Here is a 26,728-nt window from a genome sequence, read left to right on the forward strand (position 1 = left end):
AAACATACTGGGGAGAAGAAATAATTATTCTGATTTTGAAGAAAACGATTCCATTGGGGTCTGGTGTGTTTGAACCGGAGTGGAACTACGCATAATTTCCGGATAACGCGAGAACGGGAATTGTGCACGAACCATACGAAAAACTCAGAATGTGCGTAAGGCGTAGGAAGTGGGAGTGAAGTGTTGGAAGTGCGTGAAAAGTGTGGAGTATGGAAGTTGATAGGGGGAGTGTACGGAGCGGATGAAGAGCATGATGTGTGGGGAAGTGCGTGATATGTGGGAAGAGCGTGGGGCTCGCGGGGTGTGTGGGGTACGTAACGTGTGTGGTGGTGGATGAGGTCGTGAAATTCGTGGGATGCGCGATGTGGTGAAGTTGCGCGCGGGGGGGGGGAGAAGAGCATGAAGAGCATGAAGAGCATGAAGAGCATGAAGAGCATGAAGAGCATGAAGAGCATGAAGAGCATGAAGAGCACGAAGGGCGAAGCCGTACGACTTGCCCGCCGTCTCAAGTAGTCCTAACGGACTCAGAATTCGTTATTTGCCTCAAAATGACCGTTTTGTTTCGCTAACGGACTCAGATGGCGTTATTTGCCTCAGTATTAATGGTTTCACTCTAATTTGGGGCAAATAACGTCTCTGGAGTCCGTTAGAATTGAGCAAGGAGCAAAAAGACACAAATAAGGACTATACGATCCGTTACAATTAATAAACCGGCATCTTTCATCTCAAAATGGAAAATTGTTGCAGGAACATGCAGTTTTAAGTTACACTATGGTTACTCGGTCGTGAAGCACACGCCGCCTTTTATCCGTTAGCCTTTTGGGGCTTGGGATGGAGGCGGCTTTTGCATTTTTGAGATAGTTTAATTTTCGAGCGATAGGAGCTGGGACCATGAACCGTTTTGATCAAATCTATGAGGAATGGATGCGGCGAAATAAAGCGCAGGAGGGCAATCCCCGGCGATTGGAGATCTTGGAGAAGGGACTGGGGCACGGAACGATCGAGTTCTTGCGGGAGATATGGTTTCCTGCAGTCGGAAATTTGGATCATTTGTATCCGGAATGGGAGGTGCGCGATTTTAGTAATCGGTATAGGTATTTGGATTTGGCCTATATGCCGGGCGGGGCAAAGGGGGGAATCGAAATTCAAGGGTATGGACCTCATGCCCGGGATCTCGATGTAAAGCGGTTCAAGGACTTATGCCTGCGTCACTGCCTATTGGCGCTGGATGGTTGGACGTTTTTGCCCGTTGCTTATTTGTCGATTGAAGATGAGCCGAAGCAGTGCCAACAGCTAGTTCTCACGTTTATCGGAAAATTCCTGTCGACGGAATTGCCGTCCGACTTGTCTTGGCTGGAAGCGGAGACGGTTCGATTCTCGCGGCGGTTGCTTCGGCCGTATAACCCGTCTGAGCTTGCCGTTCATCTGAAAATTACGGACCATCATGCTCGGCGAATTCTACGGGATTTAGTGGACAAGCAAATGTTAGTCGCGGCTAGCGGCAATAAGCGGTACCGTACATACCAACTTAGAACTTAGGCGGAGTGCGAGGTTGGCCCAACAAAATGTCATGATGTTAATCGCCTGGACGAACCGAAGCGAGAAAAGGTATTAATTTGGAAATAAGCGGGATGAGGAAACGGACTTTGACAACCGGCATGTTTTTTAGTACATTATATTTTGTTAAGTGCTTAACTATTTGATGGCGGTGAACGGTTTATGAAGGAACTGCAGGAATATGTTCTTGATTTGCCTTTGGATTCGGAGGTTTTTTTCGCGTTGGTGGAAGCGACGGCGAAGCTGGTCAATGTGTCGGAGAAATACTGGCAGTCCAAAGGAACCAATGGAGCCCGCATCCGCATTTTGGTGGAAATCATGAAGGAAGGCGGCACAATTCTCCCCTCTATGCTGGCCCAAAAAATCGGAGTAACCAAACCAAACATCAGCCTGCTGCTGAGTCCGCTGGAGAACGAAGGGCTGGTTCGGCGCGATTCGCATCCGAAGGACGGCAGAAAATCGGTTGTTTCGATTACCCCCGAAGGCCAAAATGTCCTGCTGAATTTTTTACCCGAGAACCGGCAAGGCATCGCAGAAAAAATGCAGGTATTAACCGAGCCGGAGTTAAAGCAGCTTCTGGCGTTGTTAATTAAGCTAAAAAAAGCCTAACTATTTTTACTTTCATTTTTTTGTATCCATTTAGTTAAGCGATTAACTAATATAAAAATTACGAAGGGAGTCCATATATGTACACGATAATTATGGGAGCCAGCGGCAAGTTAGGAAGTTTGGTCATCGAACATTTGCTTCAAAAAATACCGGCCAATCTCATTGTCGCGTGTGTGCGGAATCTTGAATCGGAGCGAGCGAGCTATTATAGGGAGCGGGGGATCAACGTGCGGTTTTGCGATTACGATAAGCCGGAATCACTCGAGCCCGCTTTTGCCGATGCTTCGCGTCTGCTGCTCATATCAAGCCCACATCAAGACGATTCGGTTCGTCTCAGACAGCATGCTCATGTCATCGAGGCGGCAAAAAAGGCGAAGGCCGGGCAGTTGTTATACACGGGCTTCGCTTTTCCTGAACGCGGCAATGTTCCGCTATCCCGGCTTCATTTGGCTACGGAATACGGCATTCTGGCAAGCGGGCTGCCCTATACATTTCTTCGCTGCAGCTTATATATGGATTTTATAGAAACGTTCGGTTTAAAATCCGCCGTAGAGAGCGGAGAACTCCGCGTTTCCCCGGGAGAATGGAAGTTCAATTCCGTCACGCGGATTGATTTGGCGGAAGCGATAGCGGCCGTGCTGTCTGAACACGTGCATGAGAACCAAATATACGAGCTTACGGCTGCGGTACCCTGGACATTTGAAGCATTGGTGGACGTGCTCACTGACCTTTCGGGCAAAACAATTACGCTTCGCCGGGACCCTGACGTTCAACATTGGATTTACGGCTTTCTGAGAAACATCGATTGCTCATCGACTTCCGGCGATTTGGAACGGTTGTTGAACCGTCCGATTACCAAACTGAAAGACAGTGTGAAACCCTTCGTTACTTCCAAAAATTAAACGGAGAGTAATCCCGAAAAATCCCTTTCTGCCGAATGATCTTTGATGATTAACAAACCCATTAAGAGCTATAATAAAAGGATAAAGGCGCCATTTTAGTTTGCGAAAGGATGGGTGGATCATTTTATGAATACCGAGCAAGTGGAACGGATTCGTAAGGGAAAAGGTTTTATCGCGGCTCTGGATCAAAGCGGCGGCAGCACGCCCAAGGCTCTGCAGCATTACGGCATTCCGGAAAACAGCTATACGACCGAAGAACAGATGTTTCTGCTGGTTCACGAGATGAGGACGCGCATTATTAAAAGTCCCGCATTTGATTCCCGCTACATTTTGGGCGCAATCTTGTTCGAGAACACCATGGACCGCACAATTGACGAGCAACTGACGGCCGATTATTTGTGGGAGAAAAAAGGCGTCGTTCCTTTCCTGAAAATCGACAAGGGGCTTGCCGAGCAGGAAGACGGCGTTCAGCTTATGAAACCGATGCCGGACCTGAACGATCTTTTGGATCGGGCGATTACGCGTCATATATTCGGGACGAAAATGCGCTCGCTTATCCAAGAGGCCAATCCTGCCGGAATTCGAAAAGTAGTGGAGCAGCAGTTTGCATTCGGCAAGCAGATCGCAGAACGAGGGCTGGTGCCGATTATCGAACCGGAGGTTGATATTTACAGCAAGGATAAGAGCGAGTCGGAAAAACGGCTGAAGGACGAGCTTCTTTCACAAATATCCACCTTGGACAAGGACGTCAAAATCATGCTTAAGCTTTCCATTCCGTCCGAAGATGATTTTTACCGCGATTTGATGGAGGATCCGCGTGTCATCCGGGTCGTGGCTTTGTCGGGCGGTTACCGTCAGGCGGAAGCCAACGACAGGCTCCGGCGAAATCACGGATTGATCGCCAGCTTCTCGCGCGCCTTATCGGAAGGGCTGTCGGCGGGGCAGACCGACGAAGAATTCGATGAAACTCTCTCCGAATCCATCAAGGCCATTTACGACGCATCCATCGAATGAGAGAAACCCGGCCGATAACTAAATGAATATTAAAAAAACGGCAGAGATGCCGTTTTTTTATTTTAGAATACTCTCTGTTGAATGAGTTAAGTAAAAGAGATTTCGCTCATATCTATCGTTATTAATAGTGGCTCCGGAATCATATGGTTATCTTGTCTTGGGTAGACCCTGCGTTTTGTCGGAACCATGATGCCGTTAAATTCCCGGTAATCAAAAGCGAAATTTGCGGCGGCCGCACCGGTACTTGCTCCGCCGCTGACATCGACATTGTAGTCCTGTCGTCGCAGCAGACCGTCTTCCCCAAAATACGAAATTTGTTCCCTGGAGTGGGTGGCAATATCATTGGGAAATATGATTTTAAGGCGGCGCCAGGTCTCGCTATTTTCTTGCCACGGCGACAATTCCTCCGTAACGAAACGTGGACTCGTATAAAGAAACGGCGCGGTCAGATATCCCCAAAGCCCATAGCTAAAGAAATACGCCGTATGCACAATATCCCATTGCCTTTGGACATTACCGGGAAATGAATCGCGGGGATTCTCTCTGCTCATCTGAATTTCACCGGTATTGATATTCTCAATCGCAACCCGGTCCGGGGTAAATACGCTGCGTCGGTCAACGGCCGAGAAACGAGTAATAGCCATGTTTTGCTCGAATAGGCTGGCTTCTATCAGGCAGTCATCCAATACGCCCGGGGTTCCTTTGAGGCTCAGGAACGCTCCGCCAATTTTGATACGAGCGCGGATACTCGAAAGCTGCTCCCATCGTTTCAAGCCCCCATGTGCTTTTACTGCCAATTCCAATAATTCGTTCATATTCGCATCTCCTCGCATCGTAACCCTTCGAAAACATTTAATCTCCGTCCAACATCAGCCTTATTGCTCGCTGCCTGTTTTAACTCTATTCGACAATATCAGGGAGAGAACCAGCATAATTGCGCTCGCTGCCGCGAGTGAATAAAGACAGAGCATAAAGGCATCGGCGTAGATTTGCATATGCGCCGCCGTCAGGGCAGGAGCGGGCTGACCGAGCGCATTCTGCCAAACGATGCCGATGAGGGCAATACCCATGGTCAGGCCTACCTGTACCCCCGTCGCCAGAATGCCGGAAGCGGAGCCGATATCGTCACTCCGCACCTTGGACAGTACGATGTTGGTAATGGGAGCGCCGATGAATCCTAAGCCGACACCAATCACCGCAAGCGCCGGAATCCATTCGTAACCGGCAAACTGTATCCCCGCAAGGTGAACCGACAAGGCCAGTGCCAGAAATCCGACCGCTGCAAGGATGGAGCCGAGCAGCAAGATGCGGGAGCCAATCTTGGCTGCAACCTTAGCCGAAAACAGGGAGGATATGAAAATCCCAAGACCCATTGGCAAGACGGTCAAGCCGGCTTTCAACGGGCTGAAGCCAAAACCCACTTGCATCAGAAAGGAGCTGACGAAGAAGAAAGACCCGTACAGGAGGTAGTGAAGGAAAACGACACCCATCCCCATGATGAACATTTTTTGCCCGAATAGGCTGACGCTCATAAGTGGAACGCGTCCCCGGCGTTTAAGCGACTGTTCGAATAAGCCAAAAACAATAAGAACGGGCAGCGCCAGGATCAAAATGGTAACGAGAGAAGCCGGCCAGCCTTCCTTCGGTCCCTGCACGAGCGGATAAACGAGCATGAGAAGCCCCAGTGCAACGAGAATGCCTCCGCTCCAGTCGAGCTTGCTGTCTGACGGCTCTCTGGATTCTCCGATGAATGGCAGCAGCGACATTATGAGGATACCGACCGGTACAGCGAAGAAAAAGACCGTCCGCCAGTCCAGACCGCCGGGATTCCAATGGATCAGCAGTCCGCCGATGAGCTGTCCGGTCGCAGCCGACAGCCCAATGGACGCGCCGTAGAGTCCGAAGACCGGTCCGCGCTTCTCAGGCGGATAGTGGACTTGGATGAGCGAAAGGATCTGCGGGGTCAGCAGCGCGGCGCTGAAGCCCTGAATGAAACGGGCGGCTAGGAGCATTCCGATGCTTGGCGCAATTCCGCCTAGGAACGAAGTGACTGTAAAGCCGGCTATTCCCAAGAACAGCAGACGTTTTCGCCCGTATTTATCGCCGAGCCGGCCGCCGATAATGAGTGAAACGGCATAGGCCAGCGTATAGCCGGAAACGACGAATTGGACTCCGGAAAAGCTCGCATGAAGGGATTTCTGGATAGCGGGAGTCGAAACACTGACAATGAAAACATTCGAGACAGTAATAAATACGGACAACAGCATGACGGCAAGCATCAACCGCGGCCGTGGTTTCGATTTGCTCCTGCTTGCTGCGGCGCTCCCGGCAAGTTCGTATGAATCCAACACTTCGGACATAAAATGGTATCTCTCCTTTACCCAGATCTCCCCGTGAGGATTGGCTATAAACCAATTTGACGCAGCGGGGGATTTTTTGTAGAATGAGGGAGACAGATCTGTCTCTCGTGAATTGAATGATACAGACAAATCTGTCTCATGTCAATGGTGCTAAATATATTTCTTTATGACAGGAGTGATCAATCATGGAGATAAAACGTACGGCCAAGGAACGGATTTTGGCTACTGCGTCCGAACTTTTTTATCGCGAAGGCATTCGTGCCGTCGGAATCGATCGGATCATCGAGGAGTCCGGCGTTGCCAAAGCGAGTTTTTACCGCAGCTTCGCAACAAAGGATGACCTCGTCGTCGCTTATTTGGAACACCGCCGGGACATTAACAGACAGAGTTATAGTCAGGCCAGGACAAAGTTTCCTGACTCCCCCTTAAAGCAGTTGTACAAAGTCATTGACGGTCTGCTTGGCCCTGATCATTTTTACCGCGGATGCCCGTATCTGAATACCTCGGTCGAGTTCCCCGATCCGGATCATCCGGCGAACCGCAAGGCAATTGAATCTCGCCGGGAATTGTGGGATGAAATCCGCGAACTTGTCCGTCAGGCGGGTGCCGAAGACCCTGTTGGTTTGACCCAACAGCTTCGTATGCTGTGCAGCGGGGCGATGATGGTTCTCTCGATGGATAGTTCCTCCTTTGATTGGAAGGCATTCGCTGACGCCCTGCATCTTATGTTGAAGGCCCAACTGCTTTTCGAGCCGGAACGGGTCGCTTTTCCTGACTTTCGGTTCGATTAACGATGCATCCGTCAAATAAGGATAGCATTGGCGTCACTTAATTAATTGAGGTGTCCCCAAAGCCATGAAATGGCAACTTTGGGACACCTTTCGTTATATAGTAGGATGGAAGATAGTACTTGCGAGTACGCTCCGCGAATCGGCTGTTGCTTCAATCTCCGGCACAAAAAATTACAACTTGTTTACAACTTGGAGATACGATGTACGTTTTAATAAACTATACTTTCCTAAGTATGTATTATTAAAATAAAACCGAATTTTTCAATGGAGCAATCAAATGGAGAAAATCGTGATAATAGAGGACGACCAGGCGATTTCCGACCTGATCAAACTGAATTTAGATTTTGCGGGCTACGAATGCAGACAAGCTTATAGCGGAAGGGACGCTCAAATCGTCCTCCAGGATTTCAATCCGCAATTGGTGTTGCTGGATATCTCGCTGCCTGACGTTGAGGGCTACGAGCTGTTGTCTCAGTTCAAGCGTAACGAAGTGCCCGTAATATTCCTTACTGCCCGGAACAGCCTTGCCGATAAAGTTAAAGGACTCAAAATGGGGGCTGAAGACTACATCGTAAAGCCTTTTGAAGCCATGGAACTGTTGGCCAGAATAGAAGTCGTGCTTCGCCGTTACAACAGCAAAAGCGATCAGATCCATTGCGAGGGCATTGAAATAAACATTGAGGAGCGCACGATCAAAAGAAACGGCACCTTGATTGAACTCACCATAAAGGAATACGAGCTGTTTCTTCTTCTTATGAATAACAAAAACAAAGCCCTGTCCAGGGAAAAAATCCTTGAGCTCGTCTGGGGCTACGATTATCTCGGTGAGACACGGACGGTTGACATACATATCCAAAAGATACGAAAAAAATTGGGTTGGGAAGATCAGATTAAGACTGTCTATAAATACGGGTACAGGCTGGAGGTCAATGCATGAAACTCTGGCAGAAAGTTTTTTTCGGTACCTTTATCCTGTTTGAGCTGCTGTTCAACACCGCTTCTTTTTACTTAATTGAGCATAATTTTAATCAGAATTTGAAGAGGGAGATCGATAGGGGATTATCGGAACAGCTGATGTTGAAATCGAAAATGGAGACCGACTGGGCTTATATCAATAACTTGGATTTTCTAAAGAACGCAACAAAAAATAATGCGGATGATTTCGTTAAAAACAACGCTCAGAAATACCTGAAATACTTTGATTCCAATAAGGTATATATCGAAATCTTGAACACGCGTGATCAAACGATCTTTTCCAATTTCGCCGAAAGCATAGCCGGCCCGAGGCAGGAGCTGAAGCTGGAGGTATCCGGGACCAGAAAATATATCATTCGAGATTTCGGCCGCAAGAGCTATTTGTTTGTTGCAAGCGGTCTTCATTTGAATGACACCGATGACAAACTCTCCTTCGTTAGAGACATTACGGACATTTACATGGATAAGTCAGCCCAGATCGGAAATTTTATAAAAATTAACCTGGTCATCACTATCGTTCTGGCCGCCGGCCTTTATGGTTTGATCTGGTTTCTTACGCGCTCGGTCCGTATGCTTACAACGTCCACGCAGACGATCGCCGCAGGCGATTATTCGCAGCGAGTCCGGGTTTTTTCGAAAGACGAGATCGGCATGCTTTCGGAAAACTTCAACAAGATGGCTGACGCCGTAGAGGAAAAGATCGATGAACTGGAGGCCGCCGCACGGAACAGGGAGAATTTTATCCATTACCTCACGCACGAATTGAAGACGCCGCTTACCTCGATCATCGGCTACGCTGACTTTTTGAGATCTACGAAATACAACGAAGACGTGTTCTTTAAGTCCATAAACTACATTTACAGCGAGGGAAAGCGTTTGGAAAGCCTTTCTTTCAAGCTGATGGACCTGGTTCTTATCGAAAACGGACAGCCGCATCTGGAAAATGAGGAGATTCAGCCGGTTTTTAAGGAGATTGAGCGGATATTGAAGCCGCACATGGAAACTTCGAATATTAAACTGTCCGTATCTGTCGAGCCGGCCACGCGAATGATCGAAAGAGACTTGATAAAAATCCTGTGCACCAATTTAATCGACAATGCGGTCAAAGCTTCAAAATCTGGGGGGTTCATTTATTTCCGGGGCTACAGAATGGACGATCGTCATTACGTCATTGAAGTGGAGGACGAGGGAATCGGTATTCCTGAACAGGATATCCCGAACGTGTTCGAACCGTTTTTCACGGTAGATAAGGCTTACTCGCGGGCCAATCACGGAGCCGGGTTGGGACTTGCCATATGTGCGGATATCGTCAAGATGCATGAAGGAAGGATTGAGATAAAAAGCCGGCTGAATGAAGGAACAATGGTCAGGATTATTCTTCCTTGAATTTGCAACTTATTTACAACTTGCCGATAATTATGAAATATTGTTTTTTTAAAATGGGTATGTAAGTTGGAATTGCGCATTCCTGATTGAAAAAAACAATATCGGAGGTAAAATAACATGCAGCTTAACTTAGACGGAAAACGCAAGAAAATCGTTGGAACCATCGTGGCGTCGGCCTTAGTCATTGGAAGCCTTGGTACAATCACTGCATTTGCCGCAAACGGGAACGACGCAGTTCCGAAAAATACGGCGATCATGGCACCAGCAATCGCGGATACGTCGGTTACATCGGACGTTGCGCAGGGCACGATCCAATACAGCAAGAACGTTTACACAAGAACGGACGGCAGCCAGAATTTTACTTCGGAGCGTTGGTTTGACCCGAAAACGAAAGACTCCAGATCGGATTTAAAAGAATATTCAACCGATAACAAGCTGACGCGTTTTCAAAGCACTTTTTATGTGAACGGTGGCAGCGAATTGATCATCATTCAAAGAGATGAAAATGGAAATCCGCTGAGCGGACAAGTGATCAAGAGAGCGGACCGTCCGGAAACATTCCAAAAACTCGAAAGCAACTTGGATTTTAATGTCACCAAGGATTATTACAAGGGCAGCAGTTGGACTTCCATCGGCACCGAGCAAACACCTGACGGGAAAACTCTGAATAAGGTCATGGAAAGCTACCAGTCTTATATCAGCGACACCACACAGGCTAATATGCAACTCATCGAGTTTCTGGATCAGGATACCGGACTCCCGGTGAAGGAAGAGCTTTATGAGGATTCAACCGGAACGTTTAAGCTTTTCAGTTCGAGCTCAGACGAATACAAGTATGTTACGGATGACGGTTCAATCTTCAAGCCGGACGCAATCACATTGACTCCTATTGAATCACAAAGCGATACGGCTTCCAAATAACCGGGGTTAGCCGGACATAGAAACACCGGGATTGTATCGTGTAAGCGATAGGATCCCGGTGTTTTTTTTGAGACGAAAGCGTTCAAAAAGCAGAAACAAAAAAACGGCATTTCTGCCGTTTCTTTAATTTATGGATCGTCAGGGACTCGAACCCTGGACCAGATGATTAAGAGTCAACTGCTCTACCAACTGAGCTAACGATCCAAATTTGAGATTGGTGGAGCCTAGGGGGATCGAACCCCTGACCTCATCGCTGCCAGCGATGCGCTCTCCCGAATGAGTCGGCTTCACTCCCATTTGTTGAATCGATCATTTGTTGAATCTTCACCTTTATTTTGACGTCAATGAAGTCCCGAAACACTGTGATGCTCTCAATAACACTATTAAGCATCATTTTTTGCTTCTCAGGTGGTGCATCCTGAAATACTTCCTTCCAGACAGGGATTGACTTTACTAATCCTTCCATTTCAGCTTTTTCAATTTTCTTATTTTTAATTGCTTGGCTTAAGCTATCAAACTGATCTGTGGCAGTTTTAATCTCTCCTTCCTTTTGCTCGATGAGTTTGCTAAGCAGATCAGGCTTGAAAGAGCTTTGCCCGCTGATGCTCTTTGCGACCTCGCCAGTCAATACGTCCAATTCATCCGTTAGTTGGCTCAATTGCTTCTTTATTTTTTTGAGCAGTGACTCTTCCTCTATGAATACATCTTTTTCTATTTTTTGAAGTTGTGATGTTAAGTCGACCTGTCTTAATCGATCAAGAAATTCAAACACTTCTTCCAAGACTGTCTCCTCAATTTTAACTTTGGAGTAGGTTGTTTGTCCGGAACAACTTGTCCTACCTAGAGCCTTCCCACTACAGCGATATTTAGCCTGCCTCCATTTTTGCTCTTTTCCATCTTTAAGAGTGTATTTTTTCGCATTGTATGTTGTTGTCAGTGGAGACCCACAATATCCGCATTTAATCATTCCAACAAATAAAAGTGGACTTTTCGTAACGAGTATTTTTTCGATGTCTTCTTTATTCGTGTTGCCCGGATTTTTGGAAGCTCTGATTTGTTGGACTCTATCCCACATTGGCTCAGGAACGGTAATAAGCTCGGGTACTTGCTTTTTAGATTTTACCCATGTATCCGAAGAAGTGTTTTTCTTCTTACCGTCGTCATCTGATCTGCGTTTCCCAAAAGTAGGATAACCTTTGTATAGTGGGTTTTTGAGAATGAAATTAATAGCTCCAGAAGTCCACTTTTTTCCGGTCGGGGAAAGTATATTACGATCATTAAAATATTTGGCGATGCGGTTAGAACCATAACCATATGAATAAACAAAATCGTACATCATATATGCGTACTTGTTTGTTTCCGTATCTTTTACACGCCGAAACAACTCTTTGCCCTTTTTATTGAACACGCCAGACTTTACTAGCTTGTATCCATAGCCCGCGCTTCCGCCAGTCAACAAACCATCCTCAGCCATTTGTTCTAAGTTTTCAGTAACCCGGATGGATGTTTTTTTACTCTCTCCTTCAGCTTGCCAAAAACGAATGTAATTCATAAGGTGGTCGGTGTGCTGTTCAAATTTTTGTTGCCCTTCAACCACAGACCATACCTGTACCCGTTTTGCAAACCATTCAACTACAAATGGAGTTTCGGCCTCTTTACGCCCAAGCCGGTCGAACATCCAACACAAAAGTACGTCAAATAATCCAGACTCTGCATCCCGTTTCGCTTCTTGAATTTTGTCACGATCGCTTGCGTAGACCCTAAATCCAGATACCTGCTCAACATATTCTTTAACAAAGACCCAGCCCTTCTGTTTATAGAAATTTGTACAGGATCTTCGTTGTGCAGGAATATCCTCGCCATCAAGTTGCCCTTTCGAAGATACCCTATAAAAACAAGCAACCCTTAAAGGTCTGGTTATGTCTGGATTTTTAGAATTCATCAGTACCATAAAAAATGCCTCCGAATAAGTTGAATATACTACCATAAAATTAATGACTTTCAGGAAAAAATGCAAATAATAAATTTGTGCTTGCGTTTAGTTTTTGTTTTTTATATAATACAAAGGCAGTCTTTTTTTACGGGGAATTAGCTCAGCTGGGAGAGCGCTTCGCTGGCAGCGAAGAGGTCAGGGGTTCGAGCCCCCTATTCTCCACCAATCTCATAATATGGATCGTTAGCTCAGTTGGTAGAGCAGTTGACTCTTAATCATCTGGTCCAGGGTTCGAGTCCCTGACGATCCATCGCCAAAAGCCCAGCCGTCGTGCTGGGCTTTTTTTTGTTTTTCTAAAAGCTTTTGCGTGCCTTTTTACTCGAATGGGTTGAATATGGCAAAAAAGCGGGAATTATGGGGCATGCGTGTGTGTTGTTAGGATTTTACCGTGATATTCTTGTACCATGGAGAAATTGAGAGAGGACACCGCAGGGGCGTGAACGCCCTACAAATTGCCGGATAGAGGCCGGCATACACGTACGGTGCAAAGCTCCGATCCGATTCTCCAATGATGTGGTGGCGGAATAGGTAGACGCTTAGAGCTAAGGCAGATACGACTCGGCGAGCCCCGGCACAAACGACAGGCGCGGAGAGAGAACGCCGAGCTCCCACTGAAGGGCGTAGAACCGGAACAAGGCCAGGGGAAACATTTGGGGAAGTCAGTTAGGCTGCTGCCCGTGACAAAATGCTGCTATACAAGGTGCAAATCCTTGTCCACATCTTAATACTATGAGGGTTTCGCGTTGGTCGGTGCTGTTTTCCCTCAACAAAAAGCCTGAACCGGACGGATTGGCGGTAGCCGAATAATTACCGCCTTCCCATTGGGAACAGCAGGAAGCAGACTCTTGGTGTCGAAGTGTGATGCTAAGGGGGGATAGTTATTGAAATCGTTTAGTGTCCAAATCAAGCCTAAAATTGTATTTGCTCGTGACCTGCTGATTGCTGCCGTTAAGGAATGTGAAAGTGAATATGAAAGCTCACTGGGATTCAAACCTAAAGATGATTTGGAGATTGAACCAGGCAGAAAAATAAGCCTTCATGTCGTCAATAGTGACGGTAAAATTTCCGCTGAACAATTAGAAGCAGCTTTTGCCTCGAGAGCTCACGGGAATTACGAAATTATTGACGTTCATGAGATACAGAATGAATGGAAGAGTCGCTGAGAAGCGGCTTTTTTATTTGCAGTTTGATCAAGCGGAGGGGAGTGAGGTGGCAACATATCGAGTCAACAAATCAGGCAAGCATGCGCCGCCGTTCACCCGGATCCTGAATGACCCGCTGCAGGACGAACGTCTCTCATTTAAGGCCCGCGGGCTGCTCTCCTACATGCTATCCAAGCCGGACAATTTCCGCTTTTACATCGACGAGCTGCTCAAACACACAACCGAGGGCAAAGACAGCATTCGTGCCGGCCTGAAGGAGCTCGAACGACTGGAGTATGTTCATCGTTATTCGGTCAAAAATGAACGGGGGAAAATAGTATCCTGGGAACTCGATATTTACGAATCCCCGTCATTACGTCCAGAATCGGGTTTTCCAGTTGTGGAAAATCCAACACTAATAACGAATGATTATATAATAACGAATGATAAAAGATTTAAAAGATACATCACTCTTAAAAGAGATGATGATCCTTATATAAAAACCTATCTGAAATACTTCTCTCTGAAAAAGAAGAAACAGCACTCAGAAGTCACAGAAGAGCAGAGAGAATGGATAATCAATCAGATAGAGCATTTAAGATCATACGACATAAGCCATGAGCAATGGGAAGAGCAAGTCAAAGATCACTTCGACACTCTCTCCAAGAAGAATAATGGGAATATTATAGCGTTCCTGTATGCTTCACACAGGCGCTTTGATATAGGGATGTACGATCAGTTTTAACTGAATACGGCAAGCCAAGGTCACTCATACAGAGTGGCCTTTTTATATTGCATAGAAAAGGGTGATTGCATGGAATGGAGATTATTATTCGACTTGGCATATGTGTCGCTTGGGGTTTTAGTTGTTTGGCAATCAGAAAAAGCAATGAGGGCTAAAGACTATCCAAGGGCATTCTTTGACTTGGCTCTCTTAGCTATAGCTACGCTGATAATTAGAGGGTGAGCATATGGAAAGAGATAGACCGCCTGCAATATTACCAGTGCCAAACCTGGTAAGCCTGGAGAAAGAGCGGGGGAAGCGCAGGGATATACGTACACCCATGCTCGTAGCTGCTGACTTTAATACGACCGTGGTTGCTGAGAACATTACAACAGCGCTATTCATAACCGTTGATGACAACAATGAGATGACACTATGCTACAGCGGAGACGATAGATATAAGATCATAGGACTGCTGGAGATAGCCAAGCAAGAGATGTGTTTGGATGGCATGGAATAGAACGGGAGGATGATTGTTGTGGAAGAAGTGAACGAACAAGAACTGGTAGAGTTTATATTCGATAAGCTGGTAGAGAAGGGGATCATCGTCAACCGAGAAGATATCCTAACCATACTCGATCTGGAGATGGAATACATGGTGAAGGAAGGACTTGCAATACCAATCGATGATGGCGAATGATGGGCATGCTATCAGACGCACAGAAAGGCACTGTATAGGCGTCGAAGATATAAGACGAGCAAATACATGGATAAGGTAATAGGATGGCACAGGAGGCAACCTCGAAAGCGTAGGTACTTCCGGAGGGGTCGGAAGACTGCGGGTGCTGGCGAGCCCGAAAACCCGCTAGATTTTAATTTTGAAAATCACTTTCGCTTTCTACTGGCAGGCAGTCATAAGAGGGCGATTTTTATTTTAGCTTCGAATTAAGCCTGAAAATTCCAATTCGGCAATTTTCATAGGCGAAATGAAAGTAGGTGGGTGAAATTGGTGAAACCAAAAGCGAAGGCCGAGTCATTGAAAACAAAAGAAGTTTCCACATCTGAACTGGCCGAAATCGTCGGTAAAACTCCGCAATGGATAAGCCAATTAACCCGTGACGGTATTTTAGAAAAGGTCGGCCGGGGAAAATATACGCTCGCCGATGCGGTGCAAGCTTATATAAAGCACATCGAGGGCGAGTCATCGGACGGAAAAATCAGCTTTCGGGATGAAAAAGCGGAGCATGAGCGGGTCAAAAAAGAAATCGCCATGCTGGAACTTGAGGAAAAACGAAATAACCTTCACACTACGGCCGATGTCCAGGACGCATGGGGAGAGCTGCTGGTAGATTTCCGAGGAAGACTTTCGAGTTTGCCGCCTAAATTAGCGAGCGAATTAACGCATATGACGGATCAAAAAGAGATCCGGATTTTGCTTGAAGGGAAAATCGACGACGCCCTCCGGGAACTGGCGAAATACGATCCTTTGGCGAGTGATAGTTCATGAGAGAGCAAAAGCGCCAGACACTCCGGCTTCTGCGTGACACTGTAAAGCTCGTTGCTCCGCCGCCGCCGTTAAGCATTGATGAATGGGCAGACGAACACCGGGTCTTGTCAGCTGAAGCATCGGCAGAGCCGGGGCCTTGGAGAACATCACGGGCGCCGTACCAGCGGGAGCCTATGAAAGCTATTTCTGACCCGAACGTTGAGTCAGTTGTCCTGATGTGGGCGAGCCAATTGGGCAAAACAGACCTGCAACTCAACACGATCGGTTATTTTACAGGCCATGATCCGGCGCCAATCATGGTAATTCAGCCGGATTTAATGGTTGCACGAGACTTTTCAAATGACCGCTTGACCCCGATGTATCGTGATTCGCCCCAATTATCAAAGCTGGTAGTAAGAGATAAGAGCCGGGACAGCCGGAATACGATCCTGTATAAGTCGTTCCCGGGCGGGAGAATCAACATTGCCGGGGCAAATTCTCCGGCGTCGTTGGCATCAAAGCCGATCCGGGTGGTTATCGCTGACGAAATCGACCGTTTCCCAGTGTCCGCGGGCAAAGAAGGTGACCCTGTTTCGCTGGTTACGGCCAGAACCAAGACATTTTACAACAAAAAACTGGTGTTGGTATCCACCCCGACTATCAAAGGCGCGTCACGGATCGAAGAACTGTATGAAGACAGCACCATGGAGCAATTACATCTACCGTGCCCTTCATGCGGCGAACTCCAGACATTGGAATGGGCCCAACTAAAATTTGAATACGACAAGGAAACGAATCAATGCGTCATGGTTGAACACGCCTGCAGATTTTGCGGCGCTTTGCATGCAGAGCATGAGTGGAAAAGGAACTATGAAAAAAATGCAGTTTGGATTCCGCAGAAAAAGCATGCGACGGTGCGCGGATTTAAACTGAGCACCCTTTACGCAACCATAAATGTTACATGGAAGGATATCGTTAACGACTGGTATAAGGCGAATCGGGGCGGACCCGAACTGCTTAAAACATTTCTCAACACGGTTCTGGCGGAATCATGGGAAGAGAAAGGCGAGAAACTTGACGAAGATGTCCTGTTGAACCGCCGCGAAACGTACCATGCTGATGTGCCGGAGGGCGTAAAAGTCCTCACGGCCGCCGTAGATACCCAGGACGACCGGTTCGAGGTTGAGGTCCAAGGCTGGGGCGCTGGTCATGAAAACTGGCATATACAGTACCACGTCATTCGCGGCGATCTAAAGCAGCCGCAGGTATGGGCTGATTTGGATGAGTACCTGAAACGTACATGGAAGGATGCCGAGGGCAGGAAGTTCCCGATCGCATTTACATGCATGGACTCCGGCGGTCACTTTACCAATGAAGTCTATGGGTTTTGCAAAGAACGAATTGGGCGACGCTTGTTTGCCATCAAAGGCGAAGGTACCGGTGACGGTACGCGGCTGCCCCTGATTATAGGCACATCAACCAATAACCGGTACAAGGCAACCGTTGTACGGCTCGGGGTTGACGAGGGGAAGTCCAAAGTCACAAGCGCTTTGAAAATATCACAGGTGGACGAAAACGGGGATAAGCGGCGGGGGTATTGCCACTTCCCACTCTCTACGCCCGAGCGTAACCGTGGCTATGAACGGCAATATTTCGAAGGCCTGACGGCGGAGGCGCTGCATACCAGAAAAAAAATGGGCGTGCCGTACCAAGTTTGGGTGAAGGTCCGGGCCCGAAACGAGCCGCTTGACTTGGCGGTTTACAATCGGGCGGCAATCGAGATCCTGCAGCCAAATTTGGACGAGATGCAACCATACTGCTCCGAAGTAATCGCCGCGGCCGCCGCGCCGGTCAGAAAGAAAGGCGTAGCGAACAAAGGAATACAGATATGAGGTGATGATGATGGCAAGATTAGACGACCTGCGGACCAGGCTTACGCAGTATATCGCCGCCGAATCCGCTGTTTTGGACGGTGCACAATCTTATTCGATTGCCGGACGGAATGTGACGAGAGCGAACCTTTCGGAAATATCCGCAACGATCAAGTATCTGGAAAAAGAAGTAGCAGCGGAGGAATCGCGATCCCGCGGGAGTGGCCGAAACAAGACGATCGGCATCATTCCCCGGGATTTTTAATTTCTGCACTGAGAGGGGGTGATCAACATCAATATCACAGATCGAGTCGTATCGTTTTTTAATCCGGAGGCCGGCATGCGGCGGACCGCAGCTCGCCGAGTCACCGAAGTTATTAATGGTTATGATCAAGGCGGCGCCAGCCACCAGAAGAAGAGTATGCGCGGATGGATAACCGGGTCAAGAAGCCCAAAGGACGACATTGACCATAGCCTTGATACGCTGCGTAGCCGTTCACGGGACTTGTATATGAATGGTCCAATCGGTGCATCGGCGCTGAAAACGACGCGCACGAACGTAATCGGGCCTGGACTGCGACTAAAAGCGAGAATCGACACTGACACGCTCGGTATGACGCCAGAGGAGGCGGACGCATGGGCAGGTAAGGTTGAGAAGGAGTTCGCGTTGTGGGCCGAGAGCAAGCATTCTGACGCGCTACGTATGAATGATTTTTACGACCAGCAAGGTGTTGCCTTCCTCGGCATGCTGATGAACGGCGATTCTTTCACCGTCTTTAAGCAAAGCAAGCGAACACCGTGGATGCCCTACGCTTTGCGAATCCATCTGATCGAGGCCGATCGCATATCAACGCCGCTCGGTGCCGGGGTAATCGGCAATGTTGTAGAGGGTAAGGCCGAGAATGGGAATCGGATCATCTCCGGGGTAGAAATCGATAGCGATGGGGCGCTGCTCGCCTACCACATTTCGAATACCTACCCGATCGAATCGAACCTAACTCAGATCCGGAAGTGGACCAGGATCGATGCATATGGCGCGTCCACCGGGCGTCCCAATGTGCTCCACCTGTTTGATTCAGAGCGTGCGGAGCAGCGCCGCGGCGTCCCTCTGCTGGCTCCGGTCATCGAGACGCTGAAGCAGATCACACGTTACACCGAAGCTGAACTGATGGCGGCCGTCATATCATCCATGTTCACGGTGTTCATTAAAACAAGCGGACCAACCAACGAAAATCCGCTTGGCGACATGCTTAATCAAAGCCAACAGGTCAGTGCGGACCCGAACAATTATGAAATGGGCACAGGAGCAATCAACATATTAGGGCCGAACGAAGAAATTGAACTTGCTGACCCGAAGCGGCCAAACTCCAGTTTCGACCCGTTCGTCAAATCACTTTGCCTGTACATCGGCGCGGCCATCGAAGTTCCGTATGAGCTGCTGCTTAAAAACTTTCAATCGTCCTACTCTGCGTCGCGGGCCGCGCTGCTCGAAGCGTGGAAGATGTTCCGGATGCGCCGGATCTGGACGGCGAAAGAGTTTTGTCAGCCGGTATATGAGGAATGGCTCGCCGAAGCTGTTGCACTCGGTCGCATACGCGCGCCCGGGTTCTTTGGCGATCCCAGAATACGTAAGGCATGGTGTCAGGCGGAGTGGAATGGCCCGGCTCCGGGGCAACTCGATCCGGTCAAAGAGGTCGAAGCGGCTGAGCGCCGTATCGCTCTTGGTTTAAGTACGCGCGAGCGGGAAGCAATCGAGACGAACGGGAGCGATTTTTGGACGAACCTGGAACACCTGCAGATCGAAGAGGCGGCTATGAAGAAAGCTGGGCTTACTCCGACCGTGGCGCCGCAGCCATCTAAATCACCGGACGCGGGAGAGGAGGTGAACAAAAAAAATGAGTAACTTCTGGGAATTTAAAAATGTCAGCGACACCGAAGGAGAGTTAATTCTTTACGGTCCGATCGCATCGGCAAAGCCTTGGTGGGCCGATGAAGGAGAAGGCATCTATGCCAACCAGTTTACGAAAGACCTCAAGGCGCTTGGTAATATCACTCACTTGACCATGCGGATTAATTCCGGCGGCGGGGACGTCTTTGCAGCTAATGCGATTTACGCTCAACTGAAATCTCATGCAGCCAAAGTTACCGGAATTATCGAAGGGGCTGCAGCGAGCGCAGCCACGATCCTCTTAGCTGCATGTGACATCGTGAAGGCTTGGAGTAATGCGACTGTAATGGTGCATGATCCTCTGGCAGGGCTGATGGGCTACTACAACAAGAAAGACCTCGAAAAGGTCGGTGATGTGCTGGATACCGTTAAGGCAAGCATTATCAATGGTTACATTAACAAAACTGGGCGCACTGCCGAGGAACTGTCGGCTCTGATGGATCAAGAAAAGTGGATGACGGCTGAGGAAGCGAAGTCGGAAGGGTTTGTAGACGAAATCATGGACGATGTGATTGTTGAAGCCAGCATGACCAAAGACAATCGGTTTATGGTAGTCAACTCTATAGCCATCGATCTATCTAGTTTCAATACACGCCCGACGCTCGCGGCTACGCCAATGTTTCAACAAACACCGCAACCAATCGCGGCCGTACACCAAAAGGAAGAACCAAAAAATCAACATAAAGAGGAGAGTGACAACGTGCCTATCACGAATATCGAAGAACTGAAAAATGAGTACCCGCAGTTGTATAACCAACTCGTCGAGCAGGTGACCAAAAACGCAACCGATACCGAACGTAAACGCCTGCAGGAAATCGACGACATTTCCGCTACGATCGATCCAGAACTGGTCAACAAAGCAAAGTATGCGGAGCCGATGGACGCCGGTACGTTGGCTGTTCAGGCCTTGAAGGATGATGCTGGACGCGGAGCGGCTTTTGTAAATGCCCGGCAGGAAGAGCTTAAAAACGCCGCGGCGGTTCCTCCCGCAAATAATCCTACAGATCAGGATCCGGCAAAAGTTGAAGCTGCAGGCGCTATCGATTATGTCGCGTCGATTGTAAATAAAAACCGGAAAGGAGCTGGCAAAGATGAGTAAAGATTTGTACACGAAAGCAGCGGACACGTTCGAATACGACAATCTGATCGCCGGTATTCTGCATCCCGTGGACGTCAAAGCCGTAACACTCAAATCTGGACAAGGCATTCTCAAGCGGGGTACTGTGCTTGGGATTCTGACTGCTGACGGTAAGGCGGTCAAGGTTGACAGCTCGAAGACTGATGGCAGCCAAACGGCTGATAGCATCCTGACAGATGATGCAGACACGACGGCCGGCGATGTGGTAATCGCAGCATATTCTTCCGGCGAATTCAACAGCGCTGCTCTAACTTTCGGCGGAACCGACACGGCGGATAAGCATGCAACGCGGCTGCGCGAACTCGGAATTTATCTTAAAGGCAATATTGCCTATTAATAAGGGAGGTCATTCATTTGCCACTTAACATGAATATTTATCAAACTCAAACTTTGCTGGGGATGGTTGAACGATTTTTGCCGCTGCGGACGTTTTTCTGTGACACTTTTTTCCCGGGCATGCAGACTTTTGTTACGGAGAAAGTGCAGATGGACTACCGCAAGGGGAAACGGAAGATGGCTCCATATGTGGCCCCACGAGTCGGTGGTATCACGATGGATCGTCAAGGATTCCGGACGGATGAATATGCGGCGCCTCGTATTGCTCCACAACGTCCGCTTACCATTGATGACCTTGTTAATCGCGGTATTGGCGAGAATGTGTATAGCCAAAGAACTCCAGCCCAAAGACAACAAGAGTTGCTTGCAAAGGACTTGTCTGAACTGGACGAATACAGCTGGAGAAGATGCGAGATTACTTGCCGGGATGTCATTATCGACGGCAAGGCGATCATGAAAGGATATTTTGGAGACGGAAATTCTCAAAACTATGTGGAGCAAGAATTGGACTTTGGGTTGACCAATAAAGAGATCTTGTCCGGTGCGGCCCTTTGGTCAGCTTCGACATCCAAAAAGTATGAGGATTTGAAGCGTTGGAGACTTCAAGTAATTCAATCCAGTGGTGTGGCACCGACGATGGCCCTCTTCGGTAAAGATGCTGCAACTGCATTTATTAATGATCCGGATATTGTTGATAAGTTGAAGCAATTTAATGGCTTGTTTGCGGAGCTCCGCCCGACTATCAAGAATGATGCACTTACCTATCTCGGACGGCTGCCAGAACTCGGCCTTGACCTTTACACGTACAACGATTGGTACATCGATGATGACGACATTGAAAAACCGGTTATGCCGGAAGACCATGTCGTCCTCATTCGTCCGAATATCGGCGAGATCTTGTATGGTGCTGTAACTCAAATGGAAAACGATCAGCAGTTCCATACCTACGAAGCAAGAAGCGTTCCGAAGGTGTGGGCAGAAGTCGGCAGCGATCAGTTGTTGGTTCGTCTTTCCAGTCGTCCAGTTCCGAAACCATTCGTCATTGATGACTGGTATTCGGCCAAAGTTTTGTAGGAGGTGCGACATGAGCTTAATTGTTAAAAAGTACAGCGTAAATGACGGTAAAAAAATCTATTATCCCGGGGACGTGCTTCCCGCGCTGGATAAAAAAGAGGTTGCGCGTCTGCGGGCGCTTGGCGTTGTGGAATTTGGGCCGGGTTCCGATGAAGCTGATGACCAGGAAGACGATGATGACCAACTCCCGCTCTTTGGCCTGATCCTCTCTCCCGAGCAGTTCGCAGACCTCCATGCTCCGGAGCAAAAGGAGAGCCTGGAAGCTCTGCGGATCGATCCGGCCAGCAAGGAAGAGGAACGCATCGCGCAGTACCGCGAGTGGTACGATGAGCGGGCAGCCGGCGGCAATGAGTAAGTTTAAGGACCAACTTGCTCGGGACGTGCAGAAAGTCTTCCTAAATCAGGATGAGCTCGGGGAAAAACACATTATCGACGGACGTGATATCACAATCATAGTCGACGACGATCGTATCGAAAAACGAAGAACGTTTGTGTCGCGACAAAGTAATGCAGATGGGATTTACGACGTAGCATTTATTTTCCTTGCTGCCATTGAAGATTTTGAACAAAAGCCTGTCATTGGTAACCGTATGAAAGTTGATTCAAATAGGTTTGTCGTCGATGATGTACAGGACGTTACGGGGATGTACCTCATCACGCTAGGACGGCGAGGCTCATGATTACCGTAGATGATACACGCATAAAAGAGCTCGAAAAGCAACTGGGAGAATACCGCAAAAAGATGCCCATTGTTTTGTACAGGGCATTAAACAGAGCCGCTTCAAGCCTCCGGACGAACGCATCCAAGGAAGTACGGCAAAAATACATCGTCAAGGCTGGAGACGTTAAAGAAACGATATCCATTAAGCGAGCAACCAGCAAGCGGATCGCCGCTGCCGTAATCTCCAAAGGTAATGCCATTGGGCTTGAAAAATTTCGGGTAAGCCCGTCACAGGCGCGCCCCAATAAGCGACCAAAAGCTTTAAAAGCTCGAGTAAAAAAAGACAGCTCTCTGAAAAAGGTCCTGGGGAGTTTCGTTGCGGAGGTAAACGGCGGTAAAGTATTTAAGCGGTCTCCAGGTTCGAAGCATGTAAAAGGTAGATCAGGGCGTTGGACGGAACTTCCGATCCAGCGCCTTTTTGGTCCACCGGTACCGGAAATGCTGAGCAATCAGGAAGTATGGAACAAGTTAGAAACGCAGGCGGATGATACGTTTAATAAGCGCCTGGAACATGAAGTCAATCGAATGTTTGGAGGCGGCTCTTAATGACTCCATTTTTGCTACAAGATGCTTTGGTTTCTGAGATCAAGGCTATTTTTGCTAAGACAACGTTTAAAAATGCTGACGGGGAAGACGCCGAGCTAAACGTCTATCCCCAGTACCTGCCGGCTAAACGAACGGAAAATGACGATGAACATTTTCCATATTGTATCGTCCGTGTTCCTGGCGGCGGGGTAGTTTCCAATGACGAACCCCCTAACTGCAGGGCGTTGATATTTTTTGGACTCATCGACGAGGATACCAATTATCAGGGATATAAGGATATCATGAATGCCTTGCGAAAGTTGGAGACGCACCTTTTATCTCAACGGATTTTAGCGGGCCAGTACGAAATTCAATATCCCTATGACTGGGCGATCTATGATGAGGATACCTTCCCTTATTATTTTGGCGGTGCAGATACAACCTGGACTATTCCAGCGGTTCTTAAAGAAACGGAGTGTGATGAACTTTGACTATAGCAAAGGAAAGAACGACAAAGGAAGTGGCGAAGCGAGAAGAGCAGGCAAAGGAAACAGAGCATTTGATTTACATCGGTCCAACGCTTCCTTACATTCTCAACCAATTTTCTTTGTTTCGTGGCGGAAAACCGGAGCATTTGAAAGAAACCTTTGAGCGCATCCCGGAATTGGGGGCGCTTTTTGTATCTGTAAAGGAGTTTTCGCGGCGACAAGCAGATATAAATCAGCCTGGCACGCAGCTCCACACGGCATATATGGCCGTAAAAACCAAAATGAAGGAGGTCAAATAGACGATGGCGATTGAAAATCATGGCGTATCGACCGAAGAAATCCCGTTTAAACCGATCACCCCGTCTTTCGCGGATGCAACAATCCCGGTCGTATTTGGTACGGCACCGATCAACCTTTCAAAATCAGGCACACCGCCGGTGAACGTTCCAATTCTCGCGACGAGTTGGGAAGAAGCAGTAGATGCCTTGGGTTATTCGGACGATTGGGATTCGTTTACACTCTGCGAATTCATGTATTCGCATTTCCAACTTTACAAGCAGGCCCCGGTTGTATTTGTAAACATTATGGATCCGGTTGAGCACAAGACAGCCGTTCCCGCTGCTGCGAATAAGTTTGCGGATGGAATCGCAACCATTGACGCGTCTGGAATTATTAAAAGCTCTGTGGTCATTACAAGCCCCGACGACTTAACGACCTACGTACTCGACGAAGATTACAGTTTGGTCTTTGATGCATCTGGGAAACTGGTTATTGCCGTTAAAGATGGCGGAACGCTCACAAATACGTCAGACGTAAAAGTTGGCTACGATAAACTGGACCGCACAAAGGTGACGAGCACTGATTTCATCGGTGGTACCGATGCGATAACCGGCAAAGCAACGGGCTTGGAGTTGATCAAGCAGGTGTTTCCTCGTTTCCAACTCGTGGCTGGCGTGGTTCTTGCCCCGGGTTTCTCGGACGATCCAGTTATCGGCCCTGTGCTTGTAGCAAAAGCGGCGCTGATCAACAGCCACTTCCTAGCGACGGCTATCACAGATTTGCCGGCTGACTCACAATATACGGCCGTTCCGACGTGGAAAAAGGACAATGCCTACACGGGTGACAGCCAGATCAACACGTGGCCTCGCGTGACGTATAAAGGCCGCAAATATCACCTCTCGACGCACATCGCTGGGGCAATTTGCGCAACAGATTCGGAAAGCACTTTTGTCCCTTACCGATCGCCGTCCAATAAGTTGCTATCTATTGATGGCGCCGTGCTCGACGATGGAACAGAGGTCACCCTTGGCGTCGACGAAGCTGCTTATCTCAATTCCCAGGGGATCATGACCGCTATCAACTTTGTAGGCGGATGGAAGTCCTGGGGGAGCCGCACGGGGGCATATCCAGAGAAGACGGACCCGCAAACAACATTCATCCCGGTTCGCCGTATGTTCAACTGGGTGCGTAATTCGCTGGTGCTGCGGTACTGGAAAAATGTTGATGACCCGGGTACGAAACGACTCATCGAAGCGGTAACCGACGATGCAAATATCTGGATGAATGGGCTGACAGGATCCGGATACATCCTCGGTGGTAGGGTGGAATTCAATTCTGCTGAAAATCCGCCAGCCGACTTGTTGGACGGCAAATTCAAATTCCACGTATATATAGCGCCCCCTAGTCCGGGCGGCAGCCTGCATTTTGTGGTTGAATATGACGCGCAGTATCTCAGCGCGATCACGGCGTAGAGGAGGGAAAAGGATGCCAGGAAAACAAATTCCAGAAAAACTGAACAATTTTAACGGATATCGAAACGGAAATGAATATCTCGGCGTGGCAGATGTTGACCTCCCGGATTTAGAGTCAATGACCGAAACTCTCAGCGGTGCCGGTATTGCTGGTGAAATTGATTCCCCAACGATCGGAAACTTTGCTTCTATGACCGCCACTATCAACTGGAGAGTGCTGGATCGAGCAAACTTTAAACTTGCCCGGCAAGAAGTTCAGGCCTTGGACTTCCGCGGCTCGATTCAAGCTTTTGATCCGGTTGCAGGAGGATACAAACAAATCCCGATCAAAGTTACAATGCGGGGGTTGCCCAAAACGACACCGCTGGGCAGCTTGGCCGTTGGGTCTACAATGGATAATTCAAACGAACTGGAAATCATTTATATCAAGATTTTGTATGACGGTCAGACGGTTGTTGAAATCGATAAATTTAATTTTATCTGCATCATCGATGGGGTGGATTACCTCGCCGAAGTGCGGGCAAATTTGGGAATGTGAGGGATAAATAAATGAGTAAAGCACAAGGAGATAAAGTTGTTGTTGAATCGGTCGATGTGCGGAATTATAAACTGCTCCGGCCGATTTCTTTTGAAGGCAATGAGGTGACGGATCTCGACTTGAACTTCGAAGAGCTTAGCGGCAATGATTTGCTGCTATGCTCTCGCCAATCGCAGTCGATTTCGCCTGATGAGGTGGCGCCTATCAAAGCTCTCTCTTTGTCCTATCAAGTGGCTGTAGCTGCTAAAGCTGCCGGTGTTCCTGCAGAATTGATTCAGGCGCTCAAGGCCAAAGATTTCACTCAGGTCACGCAGAGAGCGCAGAATTTTTTGCTCGTACAGGAATAGGGGATAACGTACCAAACGGCATTCGTGAATACGCGATTGCCCTTTCTTCTTCTATTCCAGGTTCAACCGTCCCATTTTGGCTTTCGCTTCCTGTGATTGATCTCTCCGGATGGATAGAAGCTAATGAATCG

General features: G+C 48.3%; 30 protein-coding genes and 4 tRNA genes. 29 read left to right on the forward strand and 5 right to left on the reverse strand.

Annotated features, from left to right (window positions below):
* Positions 1 to 891: 891 nt before the first annotated feature.
* The 4 genes from ACI48K_RS18595 to ACI48K_RS18610 all read left to right on the forward strand — a co-directional run bounded on the left by ACI48K_RS18595 (position 892) and on the right by ACI48K_RS18610 (position 4,082).
* Positions 892 to 1,539: a transcriptional regulator gene (locus ACI48K_RS18595; protein ID WP_475029119.1), complete on the forward strand. Its 648-nt coding sequence runs from the start codon at positions 892 to 894 to the stop codon at positions 1,537 to 1,539.
* Between the two features lie 180 nt (positions 1,540 to 1,719).
* Positions 1,720 to 2,166 (forward strand): MarR family winged helix-turn-helix transcriptional regulator, encoded by a 447-nt coding sequence (locus tag ACI48K_RS18600; protein WP_475029120.1) that lies wholly within the window; start codon positions 1,720 to 1,722, stop codon positions 2,164 to 2,166.
* Between the two features lie 77 nt (positions 2,167 to 2,243).
* Entirely contained in the window at positions 2,244 to 3,068 is an 825-nt protein-coding gene (locus tag ACI48K_RS18605) for an NAD(P)H-binding protein (RefSeq protein WP_475029121.1), read from the forward strand.
* 126 nt (positions 3,069 to 3,194) lie between these two features.
* Positions 3,195 to 4,082, forward strand: a complete 888-nt coding sequence (locus tag ACI48K_RS18610; RefSeq protein ID WP_475029122.1) for a fructose bisphosphate aldolase — start codon at positions 3,195 to 3,197, stop codon at positions 4,080 to 4,082.
* An 86-nt stretch (positions 4,083 to 4,168) separates the two neighbouring features.
* Here the strand turns inward: ACI48K_RS18610 and ACI48K_RS18615 are convergent, their stop codons facing one another.
* Positions 4,169 to 4,897, reverse strand: a complete 729-nt coding sequence (locus tag ACI48K_RS18615; RefSeq protein WP_475029123.1) for a hypothetical protein — start codon at positions 4,895 to 4,897, stop codon at positions 4,169 to 4,171.
* Between the two features lie 60 nt (positions 4,898 to 4,957).
* A complete protein-coding gene (locus ACI48K_RS18620) occupies positions 4,958 to 6,442 on the reverse strand; it encodes an MFS transporter (RefSeq protein ID WP_475029124.1) in 1,485 nt (494 codons plus the stop codon).
* A 185-nt stretch (positions 6,443 to 6,627) separates the two neighbouring features.
* Between ACI48K_RS18620 and ACI48K_RS18625 the strand changes: the two genes are divergently transcribed.
* From ACI48K_RS18625 to ACI48K_RS18640, 4 genes are all read left to right on the forward strand, one after another.
* A complete protein-coding gene (locus ACI48K_RS18625) occupies positions 6,628 to 7,233 on the forward strand; it encodes a TetR/AcrR family transcriptional regulator (protein WP_475029125.1) in 606 nt (201 codons plus the stop codon).
* A 277-nt stretch (positions 7,234 to 7,510) separates the two neighbouring features.
* Positions 7,511 to 8,170, forward strand: coding sequence for a response regulator transcription factor (locus tag ACI48K_RS18630; protein WP_475029126.1), 660 nt, complete (start codon positions 7,511 to 7,513; stop codon positions 8,168 to 8,170).
* A complete protein-coding gene (locus ACI48K_RS18635) occupies positions 8,167 to 9,594 on the forward strand; it encodes a sensor histidine kinase (protein ID WP_475029127.1) in 1,428 nt (475 codons plus the stop codon). The genes ACI48K_RS18630 and ACI48K_RS18635 overlap by 4 nt, the downstream gene beginning before the upstream one ends.
* A 117-nt stretch (positions 9,595 to 9,711) precedes the next feature.
* A complete protein-coding gene (locus ACI48K_RS18640) occupies positions 9,712 to 10,515 on the forward strand; it encodes a hypothetical protein (RefSeq protein ID WP_475029128.1) in 804 nt (267 codons plus the stop codon).
* Positions 10,516 to 10,646: 131 nt separating this feature from the next.
* Here the strand turns inward: ACI48K_RS18640 and ACI48K_RS18645 are convergent.
* The 3 genes from ACI48K_RS18645 to ACI48K_RS18655 all read right to left on the reverse strand — a co-directional run bounded on the left by ACI48K_RS18645 (position 10,647) and on the right by ACI48K_RS18655 (position 12,502).
* A tRNA-Lys gene (locus ACI48K_RS18645) sits at positions 10,647 to 10,719 on the reverse strand.
* Positions 10,720 to 10,730: 11 nt separating this feature from the next.
* Positions 10,731 to 10,804 (reverse strand) — tRNA-Ala (locus tag ACI48K_RS18650).
* Positions 10,763 to 12,502 (reverse strand): recombinase family protein, encoded by a 1,740-nt coding sequence (locus ACI48K_RS18655; RefSeq protein WP_475029231.1) that lies wholly within the window; start codon positions 12,500 to 12,502, stop codon positions 10,763 to 10,765. Before ACI48K_RS18655 ends, ACI48K_RS18650 begins: the two co-directional genes overlap by 42 nt.
* Positions 12,503 to 12,597: 95 nt before the next feature.
* On the opposite strand from ACI48K_RS18655, the gene ACI48K_RS18660 reads away from it, so the two are divergent.
* The 21 genes from ACI48K_RS18660 to ACI48K_RS18760 all read left to right on the forward strand — a co-directional run bounded on the left by ACI48K_RS18660 (position 12,598) and on the right by ACI48K_RS18760 (position 26,597).
* Positions 12,598 to 12,673: transfer RNA gene (locus ACI48K_RS18660), tRNA-Ala, on the forward strand.
* Between the two features lie 12 nt (positions 12,674 to 12,685).
* A tRNA-Lys gene (locus ACI48K_RS18665) sits at positions 12,686 to 12,758 on the forward strand.
* Positions 12,759 to 13,389: 631 nt separating this feature from the next.
* Positions 13,390 to 13,671 carry a hypothetical protein gene (locus ACI48K_RS18670; RefSeq protein WP_475029129.1) on the forward strand — a complete coding sequence of 94 codons (282 nt, stop codon included), beginning with the start codon at positions 13,390 to 13,392 and terminating at the stop codon, positions 13,669 to 13,671.
* The gene (locus ACI48K_RS18675) at positions 13,652 to 14,395 is read left to right on the forward strand and encodes a hypothetical protein (RefSeq protein ID WP_475029130.1); all 744 of its coding nucleotides are present in this window, start codon (positions 13,652 to 13,654) and stop codon (positions 14,393 to 14,395) included. The genes ACI48K_RS18670 and ACI48K_RS18675 overlap by 20 nt, the downstream gene beginning before the upstream one ends.
* A 226-nt stretch (positions 14,396 to 14,621) precedes the next feature.
* A complete protein-coding gene (locus ACI48K_RS18680) occupies positions 14,622 to 14,894 on the forward strand; it encodes a hypothetical protein (protein WP_475029131.1) in 273 nt (90 codons plus the stop codon).
* A gap of 18 nt (positions 14,895 to 14,912) precedes the next feature.
* Entirely contained in the window at positions 14,913 to 15,074 is a 162-nt protein-coding gene (locus tag ACI48K_RS18685) for a hypothetical protein (RefSeq protein WP_475029132.1), read from the forward strand.
* Positions 15,075 to 15,383: 309 nt separating this feature from the next.
* Complete coding sequence (locus tag ACI48K_RS18690) at positions 15,384 to 15,881, forward strand: hypothetical protein (protein ID WP_475029133.1); 498 nt, start codon at positions 15,384 to 15,386, stop codon at positions 15,879 to 15,881.
* Positions 15,878 to 17,752 (forward strand): phage terminase large subunit family protein, encoded by a 1,875-nt coding sequence (locus ACI48K_RS18695; RefSeq protein WP_475029134.1) that lies wholly within the window; start codon positions 15,878 to 15,880, stop codon positions 17,750 to 17,752. Before ACI48K_RS18690 ends, ACI48K_RS18695 begins: the two co-directional genes overlap by 4 nt.
* 10 nt (positions 17,753 to 17,762) lie before the next feature.
* Complete coding sequence (locus ACI48K_RS18700) at positions 17,763 to 17,996, forward strand: DUF6148 family protein (RefSeq protein WP_475029135.1); 234 nt, start codon at positions 17,763 to 17,765, stop codon at positions 17,994 to 17,996.
* Between the two features lie 18 nt (positions 17,997 to 18,014).
* Complete coding sequence (locus tag ACI48K_RS18705; protein WP_475029136.1) at positions 18,015 to 19,634, forward strand: phage portal protein; 1,620 nt, start codon at positions 18,015 to 18,017, stop codon at positions 19,632 to 19,634.
* Positions 19,627 to 20,778 carry a head maturation protease, ClpP-related gene (locus ACI48K_RS18710; protein WP_475029137.1) on the forward strand — a complete coding sequence of 384 codons (1,152 nt, stop codon included), beginning with the start codon at positions 19,627 to 19,629 and terminating at the stop codon, positions 20,776 to 20,778. The genes ACI48K_RS18705 and ACI48K_RS18710 overlap by 8 nt, the downstream gene beginning before the upstream one ends.
* Complete coding sequence (locus ACI48K_RS18715) at positions 20,771 to 21,154, forward strand: head decoration protein (protein WP_475029138.1); 384 nt, start codon at positions 20,771 to 20,773, stop codon at positions 21,152 to 21,154. The genes ACI48K_RS18710 and ACI48K_RS18715 overlap by 8 nt, the downstream gene beginning before the upstream one ends.
* 17 nt (positions 21,155 to 21,171) lie before the next feature.
* A complete protein-coding gene (locus tag ACI48K_RS18720; protein ID WP_475029139.1) occupies positions 21,172 to 22,227 on the forward strand; it encodes a major capsid protein in 1,056 nt (351 codons plus the stop codon).
* A 10-nt stretch (positions 22,228 to 22,237) separates the two neighbouring features.
* Entirely contained in the window at positions 22,238 to 22,582 is a 345-nt protein-coding gene (locus ACI48K_RS18725) for a hypothetical protein (RefSeq protein ID WP_475029140.1), read from the forward strand.
* Complete coding sequence (locus ACI48K_RS18730; protein ID WP_475029141.1) at positions 22,554 to 22,907, forward strand: hypothetical protein; 354 nt, start codon at positions 22,554 to 22,556, stop codon at positions 22,905 to 22,907. Before ACI48K_RS18725 ends, ACI48K_RS18730 begins: the two co-directional genes overlap by 29 nt.
* Positions 22,904 to 23,494 (forward strand): phage tail protein, encoded by a 591-nt coding sequence (locus ACI48K_RS18735; RefSeq protein ID WP_475029142.1) that lies wholly within the window; start codon positions 22,904 to 22,906, stop codon positions 23,492 to 23,494. Before ACI48K_RS18730 ends, ACI48K_RS18735 begins: the two co-directional genes overlap by 4 nt.
* Positions 23,494 to 23,964 (forward strand): hypothetical protein, encoded by a 471-nt coding sequence (locus ACI48K_RS18740; RefSeq protein WP_475029143.1) that lies wholly within the window; start codon positions 23,494 to 23,496, stop codon positions 23,962 to 23,964. Before ACI48K_RS18735 ends, ACI48K_RS18740 begins: the two co-directional genes overlap by 1 nt.
* Complete coding sequence (locus ACI48K_RS18745) at positions 23,961 to 24,260, forward strand: hypothetical protein (RefSeq protein ID WP_475029144.1); 300 nt, start codon at positions 23,961 to 23,963, stop codon at positions 24,258 to 24,260. The genes ACI48K_RS18740 and ACI48K_RS18745 overlap by 4 nt, the downstream gene beginning before the upstream one ends.
* Before the next feature lie 3 nt (positions 24,261 to 24,263).
* Positions 24,264 to 25,712 carry a phage tail sheath family protein gene (locus ACI48K_RS18750; protein ID WP_475029145.1) on the forward strand — a complete coding sequence of 483 codons (1,449 nt, stop codon included), beginning with the start codon at positions 24,264 to 24,266 and terminating at the stop codon, positions 25,710 to 25,712.
* 13 nt (positions 25,713 to 25,725) lie between these two features.
* The gene (locus ACI48K_RS18755) at positions 25,726 to 26,250 is read left to right on the forward strand and encodes a phage major tail tube protein (RefSeq protein ID WP_475029146.1); all 525 of its coding nucleotides are present in this window, start codon (positions 25,726 to 25,728) and stop codon (positions 26,248 to 26,250) included.
* An 11-nt stretch (positions 26,251 to 26,261) separates the two neighbouring features.
* Positions 26,262 to 26,597: a phage tail assembly protein gene (locus ACI48K_RS18760; protein ID WP_475029147.1), complete on the forward strand. Its 336-nt coding sequence runs from the start codon at positions 26,262 to 26,264 to the stop codon at positions 26,595 to 26,597.
* Positions 26,598 to 26,728: the final 131 nt, after the last annotated feature.

Source organism: Paenibacillus terrisolis, from assembly GCF_056171975.1.

Bases quoted from the DNA above. Each gene is read 5' to 3' on its own strand.
- ACI48K_RS18675 (WP_475029130.1), top strand. From the start codon at position 13,652: ATGAATGGAAGAGTCGCTGAGAAGCGGCTTTTTTATTTGCAGTTTGAT.
- ACI48K_RS18740 (WP_475029143.1), top strand. From the start codon at position 23,494: ATGACTCCATTTTTGCTACAAGATGCTTTGGTTTCTGAGATCAAGGCT.
- ACI48K_RS18735 (WP_475029142.1), top strand. From the start codon at position 22,904: ATGATTACCGTAGATGATACACGCATAAAAGAGCTCGAAAAGCAACTG.
- ACI48K_RS18635 (WP_475029127.1), top strand. From the start codon at position 8,167: ATGAAACTCTGGCAGAAAGTTTTTTTCGGTACCTTTATCCTGTTTGAG.
- ACI48K_RS18630 (WP_475029126.1), top strand. From the start codon at position 7,511: ATGGAGAAAATCGTGATAATAGAGGACGACCAGGCGATTTCCGACCTG.
- ACI48K_RS18605 (WP_475029121.1), top strand. From the start codon at position 2,244: ATGTACACGATAATTATGGGAGCCAGCGGCAAGTTAGGAAGTTTGGTC.
- ACI48K_RS18760 (WP_475029147.1), top strand. From the start codon at position 26,262: ATGAGTAAAGCACAAGGAGATAAAGTTGTTGTTGAATCGGTCGATGTG.
- ACI48K_RS18725 (WP_475029140.1), top strand. From the start codon at position 22,238: ATGAGCTTAATTGTTAAAAAGTACAGCGTAAATGACGGTAAAAAAATC.
- ACI48K_RS18595 (WP_475029119.1), top strand. From the start codon at position 892: ATGAACCGTTTTGATCAAATCTATGAGGAATGGATGCGGCGAAATAAA.
- ACI48K_RS18680 (WP_475029131.1), top strand. From the start codon at position 14,622: ATGGAAAGAGATAGACCGCCTGCAATATTACCAGTGCCAAACCTGGTA.
- ACI48K_RS18610 (WP_475029122.1), top strand. From the start codon at position 3,195: ATGAATACCGAGCAAGTGGAACGGATTCGTAAGGGAAAAGGTTTTATC.
- ACI48K_RS18750 (WP_475029145.1), top strand. From the start codon at position 24,264: ATGGCGATTGAAAATCATGGCGTATCGACCGAAGAAATCCCGTTTAAA.
- ACI48K_RS18620 (WP_475029124.1), bottom strand. From the start codon at position 6,442: ATGTCCGAAGTGTTGGATTCATACGAACTTGCCGGGAGCGCCGCAGCA.
- ACI48K_RS18640 (WP_475029128.1), top strand. From the start codon at position 9,712: ATGCAGCTTAACTTAGACGGAAAACGCAAGAAAATCGTTGGAACCATC.
- ACI48K_RS18730 (WP_475029141.1), top strand. From the start codon at position 22,554: ATGAGCGGGCAGCCGGCGGCAATGAGTAAGTTTAAGGACCAACTTGCT.
- ACI48K_RS18625 (WP_475029125.1), top strand. From the start codon at position 6,628: ATGGAGATAAAACGTACGGCCAAGGAACGGATTTTGGCTACTGCGTCC.
- ACI48K_RS18615 (WP_475029123.1), bottom strand. From the start codon at position 4,897: ATGAACGAATTATTGGAATTGGCAGTAAAAGCACATGGGGGCTTGAAA.
- ACI48K_RS18755 (WP_475029146.1), top strand. From the start codon at position 25,726: ATGCCAGGAAAACAAATTCCAGAAAAACTGAACAATTTTAACGGATAT.
- ACI48K_RS18700 (WP_475029135.1), top strand. From the start codon at position 17,763: ATGGCAAGATTAGACGACCTGCGGACCAGGCTTACGCAGTATATCGCC.
- ACI48K_RS18710 (WP_475029137.1), top strand. From the start codon at position 19,627: ATGAGTAACTTCTGGGAATTTAAAAATGTCAGCGACACCGAAGGAGAG.
- ACI48K_RS18715 (WP_475029138.1), top strand. From the start codon at position 20,771: ATGAGTAAAGATTTGTACACGAAAGCAGCGGACACGTTCGAATACGAC.
- ACI48K_RS18655 (WP_475029231.1), bottom strand. From the start codon at position 12,502: ATGGTAGTATATTCAACTTATTCGGAGGCATTTTTTATGGTACTGATG.
- ACI48K_RS18600 (WP_475029120.1), top strand. From the start codon at position 1,720: ATGAAGGAACTGCAGGAATATGTTCTTGATTTGCCTTTGGATTCGGAG.
- ACI48K_RS18695 (WP_475029134.1), top strand. From the start codon at position 15,878: ATGAGAGAGCAAAAGCGCCAGACACTCCGGCTTCTGCGTGACACTGTA.